The sequence below is a fragment of the Pseudomonas sp. ICBG1301 genome, from assembly GCF_016918385.1.
Classification (GTDB): Bacteria; Pseudomonadota; Gammaproteobacteria; order Pseudomonadales; family Pseudomonadaceae; genus Aquipseudomonas; species Aquipseudomonas palleroniana.
In genome coordinates, this window is record NZ_JAEKGB010000006.1 from 211,767 (window position 1) to 228,684 (window position 16,918).

At 60.8% G+C, this 16,918-nt stretch carries 14 protein-coding genes; 9 read left to right on the forward strand and 5 right to left on the reverse strand.

All coding sequences use genetic code 11. The features are described 5' to 3' along the window. The first annotated feature begins 8 nt into the window (after window positions 1-8). On the forward strand, window positions 9-359 hold the full coding sequence (gene rplS, locus JBE38_RS16300) for a 50S ribosomal protein L19 (RefSeq protein WP_003175895.1): 351 nt from the start codon (window positions 9-11) through the stop codon (window positions 357-359). 81 nt (window positions 360-440) lie between these two features. Then, window positions 441-854, forward strand: a complete 414-nt coding sequence (locus JBE38_RS16305) for an acyl-CoA thioesterase (RefSeq protein ID WP_003193963.1) — start codon at window positions 441-443, stop codon at window positions 852-854. Between the two features lies 1 nt (window position 855). On the opposite strand, the gene JBE38_RS16310 is transcribed toward JBE38_RS16305, so the two are convergent. Further along, window positions 856-2,664, reverse strand: a complete 1,809-nt coding sequence (locus tag JBE38_RS16310; RefSeq protein WP_205344680.1) for a cation:proton antiporter — start codon at window positions 2,662-2,664, stop codon at window positions 856-858. 107 nt (window positions 2,665-2,771) lie between these two features. On the opposite strand from JBE38_RS16310, the gene xerD reads away from it, so the two are divergent. The 5 genes from xerD (at window position 2,772) to JBE38_RS16335 (ending at window position 8,027) form a co-directional block, all read left to right on the forward strand. Beyond that, the gene (xerD, locus tag JBE38_RS16315; RefSeq protein WP_090368769.1) at window positions 2,772-3,668 is read left to right on the forward strand and encodes a site-specific tyrosine recombinase XerD; all 897 of its coding nucleotides are present in this window, start codon (window positions 2,772-2,774) and stop codon (window positions 3,666-3,668) included. A gap of 150 nt (window positions 3,669-3,818) precedes the next feature. Next, on the forward strand, window positions 3,819-4,550 hold the full coding sequence (locus tag JBE38_RS16320; protein WP_060754271.1) for a thioredoxin fold domain-containing protein: 732 nt from the start codon (window positions 3,819-3,821) through the stop codon (window positions 4,548-4,550). 130 nt (window positions 4,551-4,680) lie between these two features. Next, window positions 4,681-5,985: a homoserine dehydrogenase gene (locus JBE38_RS16325; RefSeq protein ID WP_060754270.1), complete on the forward strand. Its 1,305-nt coding sequence runs from the start codon at window positions 4,681-4,683 to the stop codon at window positions 5,983-5,985. Window positions 5,986-6,052: 67 nt separating this feature from the next. Then, a complete protein-coding gene (gene thrC, locus JBE38_RS16330; RefSeq protein WP_205344681.1) occupies window positions 6,053-7,462 on the forward strand; it encodes a threonine synthase in 1,410 nt (469 codons plus the stop codon). A gap of 280 nt (window positions 7,463-7,742) precedes the next feature. After that, window positions 7,743-8,027 (forward strand): DUF3509 domain-containing protein, encoded by a 285-nt coding sequence (locus JBE38_RS16335; protein ID WP_060754268.1) that lies wholly within the window; start codon window positions 7,743-7,745, stop codon window positions 8,025-8,027. 170 nt (window positions 8,028-8,197) lie between these two features. On the opposite strand, the gene JBE38_RS16340 is transcribed toward JBE38_RS16335, so the two are convergent. After that, window positions 8,198-9,082, reverse strand: a complete 885-nt coding sequence (locus JBE38_RS16340; protein WP_205344682.1) for a TIGR02285 family protein — start codon at window positions 9,080-9,082, stop codon at window positions 8,198-8,200. After that, window positions 9,082-10,281: a CaiB/BaiF CoA transferase family protein gene (locus tag JBE38_RS16345; RefSeq protein WP_205344683.1), complete on the reverse strand. Its 1,200-nt coding sequence runs from the start codon at window positions 10,279-10,281 to the stop codon at window positions 9,082-9,084. Before JBE38_RS16345 ends, JBE38_RS16340 begins: the two co-directional genes overlap by 1 nt. 149 nt (window positions 10,282-10,430) lie before the next feature. Here JBE38_RS16345 and JBE38_RS16350 point away from each other — a divergent pair, with 149 nt between their 5' ends. Continuing rightward, the gene (locus JBE38_RS16350; RefSeq protein ID WP_090368781.1) at window positions 10,431-10,973 is read left to right on the forward strand and encodes a YaeQ family protein; all 543 of its coding nucleotides are present in this window, start codon (window positions 10,431-10,433) and stop codon (window positions 10,971-10,973) included. Window positions 10,974-11,024: 51 nt separating this feature from the next. Then, the gene (gene recJ / locus JBE38_RS16355) at window positions 11,025-12,734 is read left to right on the forward strand and encodes a single-stranded-DNA-specific exonuclease RecJ (RefSeq protein WP_205344684.1); all 1,710 of its coding nucleotides are present in this window, start codon (window positions 11,025-11,027) and stop codon (window positions 12,732-12,734) included. 133 nt (window positions 12,735-12,867) lie between these two features. On the opposite strand, the gene JBE38_RS16360 is transcribed toward recJ, so the two are convergent. Both JBE38_RS16360 and mprF read right to left on the reverse strand, forming a co-directional pair. Further along, window positions 12,868-14,154: a virulence factor family protein gene (locus JBE38_RS16360; protein WP_060754263.1), complete on the reverse strand. Its 1,287-nt coding sequence runs from the start codon at window positions 14,152-14,154 to the stop codon at window positions 12,868-12,870. Beyond that, window positions 14,154-16,796, reverse strand: a complete 2,643-nt coding sequence (gene mprF / locus JBE38_RS16365) for a bifunctional lysylphosphatidylglycerol flippase/synthetase MprF (protein ID WP_090368783.1) — start codon at window positions 16,794-16,796, stop codon at window positions 14,154-14,156. Before mprF ends, JBE38_RS16360 begins: the two co-directional genes overlap by 1 nt. Window positions 16,797-16,918: the final 122 nt, after the last annotated feature.

Here is a 16,918-nt window from a genome sequence, read left to right on the forward strand (position 1 = left end):
AGCACAGCATGACTAACAAAATCATCCTTGCACTCGAAGCAGAGCAGATGACCAAAGAGATCCCTACCTTTGCCCCGGGCGACACCATTGTCGTTCAGGTGAAAGTGAAGGAAGGCGACCGTTCGCGTCTGCAAGCGTTCGAAGGCGTGGTAATCGCCAAGCGTAACCGTGGTGTGAACAGTGCTTTCACTGTTCGTAAAATCTCCAACGGTGTTGGCGTAGAGCGTACTTTCCAGACCTACAGCCCGCAAATCGACAGCATGGCCGTCAAGCGTCGCGGTGACGTACGTAAAGCCAAGCTGTACTACCTGCGTGACCTGTCCGGTAAAGCAGCTCGCATCAAGGAAAAACTGGCTTAAGTCCAGCTTCCCGATGCAGAAAAAAGCAGCCTACGGGCTGCTTTTTTGTGCCTGAAATTTGTCTATTTGCCGGTATTGTCCATGACCACCCGCCTCGAAGAAATCCAACGCCGCACCGACCTGTCCGTCACTCACGTCACCAAGGCGGTGTTTCCGCCGACCACCAATCACCACAACACCTTGTTCGGCGGCACTGCCTTGGCCTGGATGGACGAAGTGTCGTTCATCACCGCCACGCGTTTTTGCCGCCTGCCATTGGTGACGGTTTCCACTGATCGGATTGACTTCAACCATGCGATACCGGCCGGTTCCATCGTCGAGTTGATCGGCCGCGTGATCAAAGTGGGCAATACCAGTCTCAAGGTCGAAGTGGAAGTCTTCGTCGAGAGCATGAGCGCCGATGGCCGCGAGAAGGCGATCCAGGGCGTATTCAGCTTTGTAGCGATCGATGCCGACAAACGCCCGGTGCCGGTGTTGCCTGGGTTTGTTGACTGATTTATCCGGCTGCGCAGGTTTGCGGTTGAATCACTGCCAGCAAGGTCCAGCCGGCGGTGGGCTTCAAGCTGCTGTCCGGGGTGATGACGTGCACCCAGCCGCTGATATCGCGGGCAAACAGCAGTGTCGCGCGATCACCATGCAGTGCCTGGTACTGCTCCAGCCCAAACCCCTCCGTGAGATGCGTGCTGTATAGCTCGGCGCCCTGGCCCAACAGGCTGGCGAGTTTGGTATAGCTCAAGGGTTGGCTGCCCAGCAGGTGGCCGCGGTGCTCGTGGCTGGCCTTGTGTTTATCGGTGCGGCGGCTTTCCTGGCTGCTGGCCAGGGCGAACAGGCGATGGCCGAAGTCGTGGCGGAAACGCATGGCGGCCAGGGTATTCAGCTCGCCGGAGGGGGAGAGCGCCAACAGGTGGCCCAGCCCAACCAGATCCAGATGCGATTCGGCGTGTTGTGAGGCAGGGTTGCCGAAGTAAGTGGGCAGTCCTTCCATGCGGCTTGCACGGATGTTCTCCCAGCTTGAGTCGGTCAGCAACACACGGCTGCCCAGTTGCTGCAGGGCCTTGCCCAGAATGCGCGCCGGGCCATTCGCACCGACGATCAGAAAACCGCTGGGCGCAGGCTCGGCGACTTTCAGCAGGCGGGCCAGCGGGCGTGCCGTGGCGCTTTGCAGGACCACGGTGCCGATGATCACGGCGAACGTCAGTGGAACCAGGAGTAATGCGCCGGCATGGCCTGCTTCATCCAGGCGAATGGCGAAGATCGCTGACACCGCCGCGGCCACGATCCCGCGTGGGGCGATCCATGACAGCAGCGCACGCTCGCGCCAATTCAGCCCGGAACCCCAGGTTGAAAGCGCGACGTTCAAGGGGCGTGCGATAAATTGAATGACCAGCAACAGAATCAGCACCAGCGGCCCCAAGGCGATCAAGGCATTCAGGTCCAGGCGCGCTGCCAGCAGAATGAATAGCCCGGAGATCAGCAGCACACTGAGGTTCTCCTTGAAGTGCAGGATGTGCCGTACATCCACGCCTTTCATATTGGCCATCCACATGCCCATGAGGGTCACCGCCAGCAGGCCGGACTCATGCATCACCCGGTTGGCGGCGATGAATATCCCCAACACCCCGGCCAGTGTGGCCAGGTTGTGCAGGTATTCGGGCAGCCATTGCCGACGCATGATCTGCCCCAGCACCCAGCCACCGGCAATGCCGAACAGGCTGCCGCACAGGATGACCCCGCCGAAGGTCAGCAGACTGTGGCTGAGGCCTTCGCCCGATGCGCGGGCGATGATGAAGCTATAGACCACCACGGCCAGCAGCGCGCCGATCGGGTCAATGACAATGCCCTCCCAGCGCAGAATATTGGCGATGGACGCCTTGGGGCGCACCACCCGCAGCATGGGCACAATCACGGTGGGCCCGGTGACCAGGGTCAGGGTGCCGAACAAGAGGGCGAGCAGCCAGTCGAACCCCAGCAGCCAATGGGTGGCAACGGTAATCACCGCCCATGTCGACAGGGCGCCGAGCGTGACCAGGCGATGGACGACGCTGCCGATTTCCTTCCATTCCGAGAGGTGCAGGGTGAGGCTGCCTTCAAACAGAATCAGCGCCACGGCCAGGGATACCAGGGGCATCAGCAGCGGGCCGAACATTTCCTGGGGATTGAGCCAGCCCAGCACCGGGCCCGCCAGGATGCCGCTCAACAACAGAAACAGGATGGCTGGAAGTTTCAGGCGCCATGCCAGCCATTGGCAGGCCAGTGCGGCCACGCCAATGCCGCCCAGTGCCAGCAGGATCTGTTGTTCGTTCATTGAAGCTCCCTGTTCCTTGAAATAGCGGGCTATGAAAGACTAGTGGGCCTTGTCACAGTTCACTAAATAATTCGCGCAAAGCCCTGTGCTGCGCCGCTTGAGTGCCCATGCCTGCCATTGACCACCCGCTGATCGACCGCTTCCTTGACGCTTTATGGCTGGAGAAAGGCTTGTCGGACAACACCCGCCAGGCCTACCGCAGCGATTTGGCCCTGTTCAATGGCTGGTTGCAGGAGAAAAATCTCGAACTGATCAATGCCGGTCGCGAGTTGATCCTGGATCATCTGGCCTGGCGCCTGGAGCAAAACTACAAGCCGCGTTCCACTGCACGATTTCTCTCTGGTGTGCGTGGTTTTTATCGCTACTTGCTGCGGGAAAAGCTGATCGCTGTCGACCCGACCCTGCAGGTCGACATGCCGCAACTTGGTAGGCCTCTTCCCAAATCCTTGTCGGAAGCCGATGTGGATGCCTTGCTCGCCGCGCCCGACCTCAGTGAGGCCATCGGCCAGCGTGATCGTGCCATGCTCGAAGTGCTGTATGCCTGCGGCCTGCGGGTGACTGAACTGATCAGCCTGACCCTGGAGCAGGTCAATCTGCGCCAGGGGGTATTGCGGGTGATGGGCAAGGGGAGCAAGGAGCGCTTGGTGCCGATGGGCGAGGAAGCGATCGTGTGGGTCGAGCGCTATATGCGCGATGCCCGCAGCGAACTGCTCGGTGGGCGGCCCAGTGATGTACTGTTTCCCAGCCTGCGCGGCGAGCAGATGACCCGCCAGACCTTCTGGCACCGCATCAAGTACCAGGCCAAAGTGGCCGGGATTGGCAAAGCGTTGTCACCCCATACATTGCGTCACGCCTTTGCCACCCATTTGCTCAACCATGGGGCGGATTTGCGGGTCGTGCAAATGTTGCTGGGCCACAGCGACTTATCCACAACCCAGATCTACACCCACGTCGCGCGTGCGCGTTTGCAGGACATGCATGCCAAACATCACCCGCGTGGCTGAAAACCGCCAATTTATCCGGCTACGGGCTGCCCTGCGGCCCAACTGTGGTAGGCTTTGCCGGTTAGTAAGGGGGACGGCGCCTGTGTTTATAGCCCGGTGTCTTCAAGCGGTGCTCCGCACCCGTCCCTGCATCTGCCTTCAGGAGTTCCCATGCGCTTGACCCAGATTATTGCCGCCGCAGCCATTGCGTTGGTTTCCACCTTCGCATTCGCCGATGACGCCGCCGAGCAGACCATCCGCAAAAGCCTGGCCAACCTGCAACTCGACACCCCGATCGAAAGCATCAGCGCCAGCCCCATGGCCGGCCTGTATGAAGTCAAGCTCAAGGGCAGCCGTGTGCTGTATGCCAGTGCCGATGGCCAGTACATCGTCCAGGGCTACCTGTTCCAGCTCAAGGACGGCAAGCCGGTCAACCTGACCGAAAAAGCCGAGCGCCTGGGTGTGTCCAAGCTGATCAACGGTATCCCGGTGGCTGAAACCGTGGTCTACCCGGCCATTGGCGAGACCAAGACCCACATCACCGTATTCACCGACACCACCTGCCCGTACTGCCACAAGCTGCATGCCGAAGTGCCTGCGCTGAACAAGCTCGGCGTGGAAGTCCGCTACGTCGCGTTCCCGCGCCAGGGCCTGGGCTCGCCGGGTGACGAGCAATTGCAGGCGGTGTGGTGCTCGACCGACAAGAAAGCGGCCATGGACAAGATGGTCGATGGCAAGGAAATCAAGGCGGCCAAATGTGCCAATCCGGTTTCCAAGCAGTTCGCACTGGGCCAGTCAATCGGCGTGAACGGTACACCGGCCATCGTTTTGGCTGACGGTCAGGTAATTCCGGGCTACCAGCCGGCACCACAAGTTGCCAAACTGGCTCTGAGCGCCAAGTAAATCAGCGTCGTCGAACCTTTGACGACCATGGCCCGCCGACAGATCGACGGGCCATCAAATTGAAAGCCGCAGTCGTGCGGCTGTTTTCCACGGCCGACCTAGCGTCGGCCGTTTCATGGGGAGTTCTTCAGTGAAACCGGTCAAAGTAGGCATCTGTGGGTTAGGGACCGTCGGTGGCGGTACCTTCAACGTACTTCAGCGTAACGCCGAAGAAATTTCCCGCCGCGCAGGGCGTGGGATTGAAGTGGCGCAAATTGCCACGCGTTCGCCAAAGCCTCAGTTCCAAACGACCGGTATCGCGATTACCAACGATGTCTTCGAAGTGGCCACCAACCCTGAAATCGATATCGTCATCGAACTGGTCGGCGGCTACACCGTGGCGCGTGAGCTGGTGCTCAAGGCCATCGAGAATGGCAAGCACGTGGTCACCGCCAACAAGGCGCTGATAGCCGTACACGGCAACGAAATCTTCGCCAAGGCCCGCGAGAAGGGCGTGATCGTTGCGTTCGAAGCTGCCGTGGCGGGCGGTATCCCGGTGATCAAGGCGATCCGTGAGGGCCTTTCCGCCAACCGTATCAACTGGGTGGCCGGCATCATCAACGGCACCGGCAACTTCATCCTCACCGAAATGCGCGAGAAGGGCCGTACCTTCGAAGACGTGCTGGCCGAAGCCCAGGCCCTGGGTTATGCCGAAGCCGACCCGACGTTCGACGTCGAAGGCATCGACGCCGCCCACAAGCTGACCATCCTGGCGTCCATCGCCTTTGGTATCCCGCTGCAGTTCGACAAAGCCTACACCGAGGGGATCACCAAGCTGACCACCGCCGACGTGAACTACGCCGAAGCCCTGGGCTACCGCATCAAGCACCTGGGCGTGGCGCGCAGCACTGCGGCCGGTATCGAGTTGCGTGTACACCCGACCCTGATCCCGGCCGATCGCCTGATCGCCAACGTCAATGGCGTGATGAACGCGGTGATGGTCAACGGTGACGCGGCGGGCTCGACCCTGTTCTATGGCGCTGGCGCCGGCATGGAGCCGACCGCTTCGTCGGTGATCGCCGACCTAGTGGACGTGGTTCGCGCCATGACCAGCGACCCGGAAAACCGTGTACCGCACCTGGCCTTCCAGCCGGATTCGCTGTCGGCACATCCGATCCTGCCGATCGAGGCTTGCGAAAGTGCCTACTACCTGCGCATCCAGGCCAAGGATCACCCGGGCGTATTGGCCCAGGTGGCGAGCATCCTGTCGGAGCGCGGTATCAACATCGAGTCGATCATGCAGAAGGAAGTCGAGGAACAGAACGGCCAGGTGCCGATGATCCTGCTGACCCATCGCGTGCTCGAGCAGCATATCAACGATGCCATCACCGCGCTGGAAGCCCTGCAGGGCGTGGTCGGCCCGGTGGTACGCATTCGTGTCGAACACTTGAGCTAACCGATTTGATCCAGAGGCCCCGTGTGTGCGGCGGCCTCTGTTCGAGAATGTTTTAGAGGAGCCAGTCATGCTTTATATCAGCACCCGCGGCCAGGCACCGGCCCTGAATTTCGAAGACGTTTTGCTGGCGGGCCTTGCCACTGACGGCGGCCTGTACGTGCCGGAAAACCTGCCACGTTTCACCCAGGAAGAAATCGCTTCGTGGGCCGGCCTGCCGTACCACGAACTGGCGTTCCGGGTGATGCGCCCGTTCGTTACCGGCAGCATTCCGGACGCGGATTTCAAGAAGATCCTGGAAGAGACGTACGGTGTGTTTTCCCACAACGCCATCGCGCCATTGCGTCAACTGAACGGCAACGAGTGGGTACTCGAGCTGTTCCACGGCCCGACCCTGGCGTTCAAGGACTTCGCCTTGCAACTGCTGGGTCGCCTGCTCGACTACGTGCTGGAGAAGCGCGGCGAGCGCGTGGTGATTATCGGCGCGACCTCCGGTGATACCGGCTCGGCGGCTATCGAGGGCTGCAAGCACTGCAAAAACGTCGACATCTTCATCCTGCACCCGCACAAGCGTGTGTCGGAGGTGCAGCGTCGCCAGATGACCAGTATTTTGGGTGACAACATCCATAACATCGCCATCGAAGGCAATTTCGATGACTGCCAGGAAATGGTCAAGAACAGCTTCGCTGACCAGAGTTTCCTGAAAGGCACCCGCCTGGTGGCAGTGAACTCGATCAACTGGGCGCGCATCATGGCCCAGATCGTCTACTACTTCCACGCCTCGCTGCAGTTGGGCGGGCCGGCGCGTTCGGTGTCGTTCTCGGTGCCGACCGGCAACTTCGGCGACATCTTCGCCGGTTACCTGGCGCGCAATATGGGCTTGCCGATCAACCAGTTGATCGTCGCCACCAATCGCAACGACATCCTGCACCGCTTCATGAGCGGCAACCAGTACGTCAAGGAAACCCTGCACGCCACCTTGTCGCCGTCCATGGACATCATGGTGTCGTCGAACTTTGAACGCCTGCTGTTCGACATGCACGGGCGCAACGGCGCAGCCATTGCCGGCTTGATGGACAACTTCAAAAGCGGTGGTGGTTTCAGCGTTGAGCAAGAGCGCTGGACCGAGACCCGCAAACTGTTCGACTCCCTGGCCGTGGACGATGCGCAGACCTGCGAAACCATCGCTGAAGTCTATGCCCAGACTGGCGAACTGCTTGACCCGCACACCGCCATCGGCGTGAAGGCCGCCCGTGAATGCCGTCGCAGCCTGGATGTCCCGATGGTGATCCTCGGCACTGCTCACCCGGTAAAATTCCCGGAAGCGGTGGAGAAGGCCGGGGTGGGCAAGGCGCTGGAACTGCCGGCGCACCTGACTGACCTGTTCGAGCGTGAAGAGCGTTGCACGGTGTTGGCCAACGACCTGAAGGCCGTGCAGGCGTTTGTCAGCCAGCATGGCAACCGCGGTAAGCCGCTGTAAGGCAAACCACGTAGGCAAAAACGCCGCTTTCCCTTCCCTGGGTCAGCGGCGTTTTTGTTTCTGGCGTCCTCGGACACCCCGAAAAACAGTCCCCCGTGCATAAGCACTTAGGTGCGGCCGTTTTTTCGTTGTCATGTTGCAAGCGCATGCTGGTCCAAGTCACACCCTAACGGCCCCATAAAGACGAAAAAGCGAACTTTCCTACGTCACAACCAGTCACTTAGGATAGATGCAGCTCCCGTTGAAACGATTGTTCCCGAACTATTGAGTGGTGATCGAGATGGAAAGTATCAGCCTATTGCTCGAAGAAGCACTGAGCCCTTATCAGGTTACGTTGACCACCGCGGGTGTGCAGGACGAGTGCCTGGTCACTGTGAAGAACCCTGCCGGCGCCATCGTGGTGGAGCGTGAAGTCGATCGCGCACAATTGACCGATAAGCGCGTCCTGGTGGACGTGGTGGATTGCCTGCTGCGTGACCTGAAGATTGCTGAGGGGCGCCTCGAGCCGTCGGTGATCGCGGCCTTGCGCAACGCTGCCCAGACCCGCAGCACCGCCTGCGCATGAAGAATTGTTCATCTGTGGAAACTTCCCACAGCAAGCTCGGTCAGATTTTTTAACAGCAAGAGCAAACATTGTGCTCCGGTGTTTGTGGCTTGCTGTACTGGTCTTTGTAGGCCACGTTTAACCCCGAGTTGTCTCCCCACTGCTCGGGGTTTCTTTTTGCCTGAAATTTGTCAGGGCAGCGGCGAAACCTGGAAAAAGTGGGGGTTGTCCTTCAAATACCGCTCGCGCATGTGCGGGTCGAGCCATAGCGCATAGGCGTTCTGCGCATCGGCCTGTGGCAGGCCTTCCAGTGCCTGATTGATCCGCGCGATGGCCCGGCGCCCCTCGACGGTGTCCGAACATCCGATGTAGATGCGTTGGTAAGGCGCAGCGCCTTTTATCGCAAGGAACATCAGGTCATCAGGGGCTATGCCCTGTCGTGTGGCCTGGTAGCGGATTTCCGTCCAGTAACCAAGCACGGCTTCCAACCGGCCCAGGCGTTGCATTTGCAGCAGGCTGCCCAGGGCGTCATTACCGTAATGCAGGGCGAGCTTGTGCGAATCGGTTTGCTTGAGACGCTCATCGATCGCCGGTCCGTAGCTGCGCTCAGCGATGGCCCCAAGGCGGGCGTCGGGGGTTTGCAGGAATGCCTGCAGGTCAAACTTCCCATCGACGATAAACGGTGCCATCGCTTCCCGCTGGCTGCGACGGATCATCACCCCATTGCTGAGTACCACGAATGCCTGTTCGGAAAAGGCCACGTACGCTGCTCGCTCCGGGGTCCACAGCACTGAGGGGTCGCAGGTCAATGATGGGTTGCGCAGCATCTGCATGCCGCGGGCACGATTCACGTGCAGCACCTGATGGTGATATTCCGGCAGCTGCGCTTCAAGCATCGGTATCAGGTGGTCCAGTGCCCCATGATCTTTTTGCGGTCCTTCGAAGATAGTCAGTGGCGGCAGGTCGCGCAGCAGCCAAGTCAGTGTGTCTTCGGCGCTGGCCGACAGGGGCCAGCCGAGGGTTATCACGCTGGCCAGGCACGCGTGCATGAACCTGCGCAGGGCGCGGCGAGTCATCAGATCGCGCCATCCTCACGTAGACGGGTAATGGCAGCGGCGTCGTAGCCCAGCTTATTGAGCACGGTGTTGTTGTGCTCGCCCAACTGCGGCCCGACCCATTCACAACTGCCCGGTGTGTCCGAGAGCTTGGGCACGATCCCCGGCATCTTGAAGTCCTTGCCGTCCGGCAGCTGTGCCTTGAGGAACATCTCGCGGGCCAGAAATTGTGGGTCGCCCAGCATGTCTTCAGCGCTGTAGATGCGACTGGCGGGCACCTCGGCTTGGTTCAGGACCTGTATCACTTGAGCCAGCGGCAGCGAATTGACCCAGCGATCAATCACGCCGTAGAGCTCATCACGACGGCTGTCGCGCCCATCGTTGCCGGCCAGTTGCGGATCGTTGGCCAAGTCCTCACGGCCAATGGCGGCCATGAAACGTTTAAAGATCGCATCGCCATTGGCGCCGATCTGCACGTGCTTGCCATCGGCACTGGTATGGATCGAGGAGGGTGTGATGCCCGGCATGATGTTGCCGGTGCGCTCGCGGATGAACCCGAACACGTCGAACTCCGGAATCATGCTTTCCATCATCGCGAAAATGGCCTCGTACAACGCCACGTCCACCACCTGCCCCAGGCCACCGTTGACCTCCCGATGACGCAACGCCATCAACGCGCCGATGACCGCCCACAACGCGGCAATCGAATCACCGATGGAAATCCCGGTACGCACCGGCGGACGATCTTCGAAGCCGGTGATGTAGCGCAAGCCGCCCATGGACTCACCCACCGCGCCGAACCCCGGCTGGTCCTTCATCGGCCCTGTCTGGCCGAAGCCGGACAGACGCACCATCACCAGTTTTGGGTTCAGTGCGTGCAGGGTTTCCCAATTGAGGCCGAGTTTCTCCAGGACGCCGGGGCGGAAGTTTTCGATCAGGATGTCGGCGTCCGCCAACAGCTGCTTGAGGATCGCCAGGCCGTCCGGATGCTTGAGGTTCAGCGTCAGTGACTGCTTGTTGCGCGCCTGCACAAACCACCACAACGAGGTGCCTTCATACAGCTTGCGCCATTTGCGCAGCGGGTCGCCGCCGTCCGGAGATTCGACCTTGATGACCTCTGCACCAAATTCGGCACAGATACGCGACGCAAACGGGCCGGCGATCAGGGTGCCCAATTCGATGACTTTCAGGCCGGCGAGTGGTTTGGCATTAAACGACATGAGGTTCCTTGTCTGCTCAGGACGGTGGTGTGATGCCTTTTAACATAGGCGAGCGGCGCACGGATAAGGATGATGCAGCGCAGTATTCGTTGAATGGCCCTCGCATCGGGTAGACTGGCAACCTTTCCCAGTCTACTAGAAGCCCGTTCATGGCCCAGCCGTCCACGACCTACAAATTCGAACTCAACCTCACCGACCTTGACCGTTCGGTGTACGAAAACGTCAAGCAGACCATTGCCCGCCACCCTTCGGAAACCGAAGAACGCATGACTGTACGCCTGCTGGCCTATGCCCTCTGGTACAACGAGCAGTTGACGTTTGGCCGCGGTCTGTCAGATGTAGACGAGCCGGCCCTGTGGGAAAAAAGTCTGGATGACCGTGTTCTGCACTGGATAGAAGTCGGCCAACCTGACGCCGACCGCCTGACCTGGTGTTCACGCCGTACCGAGCGCACCAGCCTTTTGGCCTATGGCAGCCTGCGTGTGTGGGAGGGCAAGGTGGTCCCGGTGGCGAACAACCTGAAGAACGTAAATATCGCGGCCGTGCCGCAGGACGTCCTCGAGACCCTGGCCAAGGACATGCCCCGCGTTATCAAGTGGGATGTGATGATCAGCGAAGGCACGATGTTCGTCACCGACGACCGTGGGCAGCACGAAGTGCAATTGCAATGGCTGGCCGGCGAGCGCGGTTGAAAACAAGCCAGCCAGTTCCTCATTTACCCAAAGAGATTTCCCAAGCGTCCCATGCGTATCGATCCTCGCCCGTTGCCTGCTGTCCTGCCGTTTCTCGGTGACTTGCCACCGTTGTTGACCCGTCTGTACGCCGCACGCGGGGTGCAGTCGCAAGCCGAGCTGGACAAGAGCCTGGCGCGGTTGATTCCCTACCAGCAGCTCAAGGGCATCGACGCGGCGGTAGACCTGTTGGTGACGGCCTTGGAGCAGCGCCAGCGCATCCTGATCGTCGGTGACTTCGATGCCGACGGCGCCACGGCCAGCACCGTGGGCACCCTGGGCCTGCGTCTGCTGGGGGCGGCCCATGTGGATTACCTGGTGCCGAACCGATTCGAGTATGGGTACGGTTTGACCCCGGAAATTGTCCAAGTGGCGCTGCAGCGTCAGCCGCAGTTGCTGATTACCGTGGACAACGGGATTTCCAGCGTCGAAGGCGTGGCGGCGGCGAAGGCGGCGGGTTTGAAGGTGCTGGTCACTGACCACCACTTGCCCGGGGATGAGTTGCCGGCGGCGGATGCCATCGTCAACCCGAACCAGCCGGGCTGCGAGTTTCCCAGCAAGGCGCTGGCCGGCGTAGGGGTGATCTTTTACGTATTGATGGCCCTGCGCGCCCGTTTGCGCAGCCTGGGCTGGTACGACAGCCAGCCGCAACCGAATATCGGTGAATTGCTCGACCTCGTGGCCTTGGGCAGTGTCGCCGACGTGGTGCCGTTGGATGCCAATAATCGCATCCTGGTGCATCAGGGGCTGGAGCGTATCCGTGCCGGTCGCGCCCGGCCGGGGATCAAGGCGATCCTCGAAGTCGCCAAGCGTGATCACGCGCGCATTACGTCCACCGACCTCGGTTTTATCCTGGGGCCACGGCTCAACGCTGCCGGGCGCCTGGATGACATGAGCCTGGGTATTGAGTGCCTGCTCACGAGCGACTTTGCCGCGGCACGGGAAATGGCCGCGCAACTCGATGGCATGAACCAGGACCGCAAATCCATTGAGCAAGGCATGCAGCGCGAGGCGCTGGCTCAGCTCAAGGACTTGCCGGTGGAGTCGATGCCTTATGGCTTGTGTCTGTTCGACCCGGAGTGGCACCAGGGTGTCATCGGCATTCTGGCGTCACGCATGAAAGAACGCTATTTCCGCCCGACCATCGCTTTTGCCGATGCCGGTGATGGGCTGCTCAAGGGCTCTGGGCGCTCCGTACAGGGTTTTCATATCCGTGATGCCTTGGCCGTCGTGGCGAGCCAGTATCCCAACCTGATCACCAAATACGGCGGCCACGCGATGGCGGCTGGCCTGACGTTGCCCGAGGCGAATTTCCCACTGTTTGCCCAAGCGTTTGATGCTGAAGTACGTCGGCAACTGCGTGAGGAAGACCTCACGGGGCGCCTGCTGTCTGACGGCACGCTGGCGGTGGAAGAATTTCATCTGGAGCTGGCACGCGCACTGCGACATGCCGGGCCTTGGGGGCAACACTTCCCGGAGCCGTTGTTTCACGGGGTGTTCCAGTTGGTGGAGCAGCGCGTGGTCGGTGAGCGGCACCTGAAAGTGGTGCTCAAGAGCGAATGCGGGTCGGTGAAGCTTGATGGCATTGCGTTTGGTGTCGACCGAGAGGTCTGGCCGAACCCGACCGTGCGCTGGGTTGAGTTGGCCTACAAGCTGGATGTGAACGAGTTTCGAGGCAATGAAACTGTGCAGTTGATGATTGCACACATAGAACCGCGCTAGATCCGAGCAACACCCCAAAACAACTGTGGGAGGGGGCTTGCTCCCGATTACGGTGTGTCAGTCAACGATGATGTGACTGACTTGCCGCTATCGGGAGCAAGCCCCCTCCCACAGTTTGTTGGGTGTAAAGAAGTTACTCGGTTTTGTCCTTGGCCTGGTGCTTCACGATGATATCCACCAGGCGCTTGGCCAGTGCCGGGTAGTTCTCATCGAAGTGATGCCCGCCTGGCAGCTTCACGGCTTCGCCCACGGCAGTCTTGTCGGTGCAGCCGCTCTCGTCGACTTCTTCGGCGCCGTAGATGCACACCACTTTGTCAGCCGGCAGCTTGGCCATTTCCGGGCCGGTAGCGGCTTCTTTGCCCGCGTTGCCCAGCCAGCCTTCCACTTCGATTTCAAAGCTGCCGGTACGTGCGAAGGCCAGCAGGATGATCGCGTCAACCCGTTGCTGCTCGTTTTCCGGCATGCGGTTATAGATGGCAGGCAGCACATCGGCACCGAACGAGTAGCCGGTCAGTACGAAGCGCTTGGTGCCCCACTTCTGCCGGTAGTGTTGCATCAGTTCGGTGAGGTCCTTGGCGCTTTGCTCAGGGGTCTTGTGCTGCCAGTAATAGCGCAGGGTGTCGATACCGACGACCGGGTAGCCGATCTTGGCCATTTCACCGGCTACGTCGCGGTCCAGGTCGCGCCAGCCGCCATCACCGGAGAGGAACAGGGTGACGGTGTCCTTGGCTTGGCCGGCCGGCACTTCAACCACGGGAATCGCCAGGCCGCCGTTGTCCGAACCCACCAGTTGCTTGCGCAGTTCGTTGTTCAGCACTTGTGGGTAGTGAATGTCGTAGTCGCTGATGCTGGTGGTCGCGCGCGGGGTATCACGTACGAAACTGGCGCTCTCGTCGTCGGGGTTGTCGTTCCAGGCCACCAGCCAGTTGCCATGGGCGGCGGTTTTCGGCAGCGGGTCCTTGCAACCTTCCTGCACTAAAGCGAAACCGACGGAGATAGCGTTGGCCTTGTCATCGTTCTGTGTGGCGAGCCAGCGCCATGCCAGTGCCGCACCCGGGCCGATACCGCTGACCAGGGTCGCCGGGCCTTTAAGCTGGCCCAGAGCGCTTTGCAGCGCTTGTTCCTGCAACGTGCAGTCACCCTTTGGCAGGATGACCTGAACGATTTGTGCCTTGCCGCCCTGGCTCAGGGCAATCAGCTGGCTGTCGCTCAGGACTTCATCGGCCAGCACGGCTACCGCCACGCGGGCTTTCGGTGTGCCGTTGGGGGTTACGCGGGTCATCACCGAACCATCGGCCTGAGGCAATTGTTCTAGGATCGGTTGCGGGGCAGGGCGGTTCCAGTACCAATAGCCACCGCCTGCAATCAGGACGAGCAGCACTACGATGGCCAATACATACCGCCAGGAGCGTCGAATCATCAGCGTTTCACCAATCCAGTCAAGCCGCCTGCAATCAGGGCGGCGGTATCGGCCAGTGCCACCAGCGGATCAAGTCCTGCGGGCACGGCCATGTAACGAGGTTCCCAGTCGGGCTGGAACTTGTCTTTGAAGCGGCGCAAACCTTGGAAGTTATACAGTTGCTCGCCACGACGGAACACCATCGAACCCAGACGCTGGGTCAGCGGGGCACCGCGGCGTGGCTGCAAGCCTGACAGGGGCACCATGCCGAGGCTGAAACGAGCGTAGTCATGGTTCTTATAGTGTTGAATCAGGCCAACCATCATGAATTCCATGGTCAGCTTGGGCGCGTCGGGGTGGGCGCGCATCAGGTCGAGGCTGGCCAGGTCGTGGTTGTAAGTCTCGAGCAGGTTGGCGAAGGCCACCGGGCGCCCTTCGAAGCGGACGATCGCAATTCTGAAGTGCTTGAGGTAGTCGTCGCTGAAGCGTCCCAGGGAGAAGCCTTTTTCCCGTACGTTCTTGCCGGTCAGCCAGGCATCGGAGATGACTTTGAGTTCATCCATCGGGGCCTGGCCCTGATCGAAGATCTCCAGGGACAAACCGTCCCGGGTGCCACGGTTCCAGGTGTAGCGCAGGTCCTTCATCTCTTTGCCCTTGGCTTCCAGGTCAAAGCGTTTCAGGTCGACGCGGGCCTCTTCGCCCAGCTTGATCGCGGTGAGGCCGATATCCATGTAGTACGGCAGGTTCTCGGCACGTACCTGATAGAACACCGGGCGGGCATGATGGATGTCGCACAGGTCGCGGAACTGCCAGATCATTTCGGCGCGCGGCTGGGTCGGCCCGATCGGGTCATACAAGGCCACCAGGCTGCGCCCGCGACGGGCGTACATCAGGAAGGCTTCGTCGTTGGGGTGGAACAGCAACGCCTTGTCGCCGGTCAGTGCCAGGCCGCCATCGGGCTGGGAGGAGGCCATCAGGATCCTGGTGGCGCGTTCCAGTTCATCCGGTGTCGGCAAATGAATGATCGGGCGTGCGGTACGCAGCAACCAGGTCAGTGAGACGATCACCAGCAGCACCGCCGCGCCCAGCAGCGAGCGCAGGCCGCGTGGGGCGTTGGCGTCCAGGGTGAATTGCCACCACAGCTGGTGGCTGTAAGGCACGTCTTGATAGGCGAACAGCAGCAGCCAGATCGAGGCCCCCAGCACGCACACGCTAGCCACCAGGTACAGCGGCGAGAACGGCAGTTCGGTCAAGCGGCTGGCGCGGTAGAACGAACGACGGAAGATCGCCAGCAGCACGGCGGTCATGATCATCAGGCTGGCTTCTTCCCAGTCGAAGCCTTTGAGCAGGGAGAGCAGGGCGCCGGTCAACAGCAGCACCATGGTCAGCATCCAGGCGGCGGACAAGCGTCGACGCAAGCCCTGGGCGAGCAGCAGGCACAGTACGCCGATCAGGCTGGCACCAAAGTGCGAGGCGTCAATCAGGCGGTGGGGAATCAGGAAACCGATGTTTTCCAGGCGTGAGTCGATTTCCGGGGTTGCGCCGGAAAACAGCAGGACCACGCCGGACAAAAAAACCAGTACGGCCAGTACGGGCGCCGCGAGACCGGATGCCACCCGCAGGCTCTGCTGGGTCTGGAACAGGCGTTGGGCTTCGTTGACCAGCAGGAAGATACAGGCGATCAACAGCGGCAGTACCACGTAGATCATGCGGTACAAGAGCAAGGCTGCCGCCAGCGGTGCCGCGCCGAGTTTGTCGGCGAACGCGGCCAGCAGAATGGCTTCGAACACGCCGACACCGCCCGGTACATGGCTGAGCACGCCTGCGGCCAGGGCCAGCAGGTACACCAGCAGGAACGGGCCAAACGGCGGGGCTTCCGGCAACAGCATATAAAGGACGGTCGCGGCAGCGGCGACGTCCAATGCGGTAATGATCAATTGCAGGAAGGTCAGGCGACGGCCTGGCAGGCGCAAGGTACGACGCCCGGCCTTGACCAGCAGATTGTCCGGGTAAGGCTGTTCGGGCAGGCGGCGGCGATAAATGCCGATGCACAGCACCGCCGACAGCACCAGCACCGCGCCGGCAATACCGCCCAGCAAGCTTTGCGGCAAATGCAGGTAGGTGGACGCCGCCGGCAGGTTGCTCAGCGTGGCCAATGCGGCCAGCGGCGGCAGGGCGGTGCCCAGGGCCAGGCTGGCGAACACGGTCATGTGGGCGACTTCAGTGGCCCCGATACCATGGCGGGCATATAAACGATAGCGCACCGAACCACCCGAGAGCATCGACAGGCCAATGGCATTGCCGATGGCAAAGGCGGTGAAGCCGCCCATGGCCAGGGTTTTTGCGGGCAGTGTCACGCCGGCATAGCGTGCGCCGGAAAATTCATAGCCCAATAGAATGATAAAGCCGGCGACCGCTGCGGCAAATGCACCCAGCAGCGCCGGCTTGGGCACTTCCAGGATCGAGTCGTGGAGGGCGTACAGGTCCAGTTCCAGCAACAGGTGTCGGCAGGCGATCAGGGCGATTGCGAACAGCAACAGGGTGACGGCCAGCCCGATGGGTTGGCGGTACTTGCTCAACAGATCTATCCAGCGCAAGCGGGTGGGTGGGATCGGTTGTTCTGCTGTGACGGTGTCTTGTGGTTCAGACGAGTTGGCGCGCATCAATCACCTCGTGGATCGTGCGCGACAGGATGGAGGTATCGAGCCAAGTTACCAATCCCTATGGACAAAATAATTACAAATATTAACGCGTATCGCCGGGAGCGGCGACTGCGGCCATTGGT

What these genes read in the sequence shown, in the direction of transcription:
- rplS (WP_003175895.1), top strand. Translation starts at nt 9, where the DNA reads ATGACTAACAAAATCATCCTTGCACTCGAAGCAGAGCAGATGACCAAA.
- JBE38_RS16305 (WP_003193963.1), top strand. Translation starts at nt 441, where the DNA reads ATGACCACCCGCCTCGAAGAAATCCAACGCCGCACCGACCTGTCCGTC.
- JBE38_RS16310 (WP_205344680.1), bottom strand. Translation starts at nt 2,664, where the DNA reads ATGAACGAACAACAGATCCTGCTGGCACTGGGCGGCATTGGCGTGGCC.
- xerD (WP_090368769.1), top strand. Translation starts at nt 2,772, where the DNA reads ATGCCTGCCATTGACCACCCGCTGATCGACCGCTTCCTTGACGCTTTA.
- JBE38_RS16320 (WP_060754271.1), top strand. Translation starts at nt 3,819, where the DNA reads ATGCGCTTGACCCAGATTATTGCCGCCGCAGCCATTGCGTTGGTTTCC.
- thrC (WP_205344681.1), top strand. Translation starts at nt 6,053, where the DNA reads ATGCTTTATATCAGCACCCGCGGCCAGGCACCGGCCCTGAATTTCGAA.
- JBE38_RS16335 (WP_060754268.1), top strand. Translation starts at nt 7,743, where the DNA reads ATGGAAAGTATCAGCCTATTGCTCGAAGAAGCACTGAGCCCTTATCAG.
- JBE38_RS16340 (WP_205344682.1), bottom strand. Translation starts at nt 9,082, where the DNA reads ATGACTCGCCGCGCCCTGCGCAGGTTCATGCACGCGTGCCTGGCCAGC.
- JBE38_RS16345 (WP_205344683.1), bottom strand. Translation starts at nt 10,281, where the DNA reads ATGTCGTTTAATGCCAAACCACTCGCCGGCCTGAAAGTCATCGAATTG.
- JBE38_RS16350 (WP_090368781.1), top strand. Translation starts at nt 10,431, where the DNA reads ATGGCCCAGCCGTCCACGACCTACAAATTCGAACTCAACCTCACCGAC.
- recJ (WP_205344684.1), top strand. Translation starts at nt 11,025, where the DNA reads ATGCGTATCGATCCTCGCCCGTTGCCTGCTGTCCTGCCGTTTCTCGGT.
- JBE38_RS16360 (WP_060754263.1), bottom strand. Translation starts at nt 14,154, where the DNA reads ATGATTCGACGCTCCTGGCGGTATGTATTGGCCATCGTAGTGCTGCTC.
- mprF (WP_090368783.1), bottom strand. Translation starts at nt 16,796, where the DNA reads ATGCGCGCCAACTCGTCTGAACCACAAGACACCGTCACAGCAGAACAA.